The sequence below is a fragment of the Virgibacillus carmonensis genome (assembly GCF_057836705.1).
Genome location: NZ_JBYQFJ010000296.1, coordinates 1 through 581, shown reverse-complemented (window position 1 = coordinate 581; position 581 = coordinate 1). Strand labels below are relative to the sequence as shown.

The window sequence follows — 581 nt, the reverse complement described above, 5'->3', positions numbered from 1 at the left end:
AATACATGATAGGCAATCCATAGAAGTAATAAACCGCCAACTAAATGAACAAGTGGAATTTGTAACAAATAAACAATGATTGCTGCAAATATTATTCGTAAGATAACTGCTCCACCTGTACCAATAATAATTGCTTTATTTTGCTGTTTTTTTGGTAATCCTTTCGTTGCCATGGCAATAACAATGGCATTGTCGCCTGAAAGCACAATGTCCAGTGCAATAATTTGCAATAATGCAAGTAAGGACTCTTGTGTTAATTCAATTCCTAACAAAGTATTGCCACCCTTCTACTTTCAACAGTATAATTATACTATTTTAAGGTGAATTGTAAAGTAAATACTGTGTATTTTAGTAGAGAACATTTAGGTTTTTAACTTCTATTACCCGCAGAATGCCGTTTTCGATAATTAATAGCAACGATTCCTATCGCAACAAGCAGAAGTGCTCCAAGTATCATCGAGTTTAGGTTTTCATTTGGAATGAAAATTGCCGATAAAATTGTCCCGGCAACTGGAGTAACAAATTTATAAATACTGATTTCGCCAGCTTTATTGTATTTTAACAATGAATACCACAAGGCG

At 33.7% G+C, this 581-nt stretch carries 2 protein-coding genes; both read right to left on the bottom strand.

The genetic code is table 11. The annotated features are described in order from the left end of the window. On the bottom strand, window positions 1–272 hold a 272-nt coding region (locus AC3G7N_RS21965; RefSeq protein WP_489424242.1), incomplete at its 3' end, for a TerC family protein. Between the two features lie 98 nt (window positions 273–370). After that, window positions 371–581 (bottom strand): EamA family transporter (locus AC3G7N_RS21960; protein ID WP_489424241.1); only part of this gene is annotated, 211 nt, incomplete at its 5' end.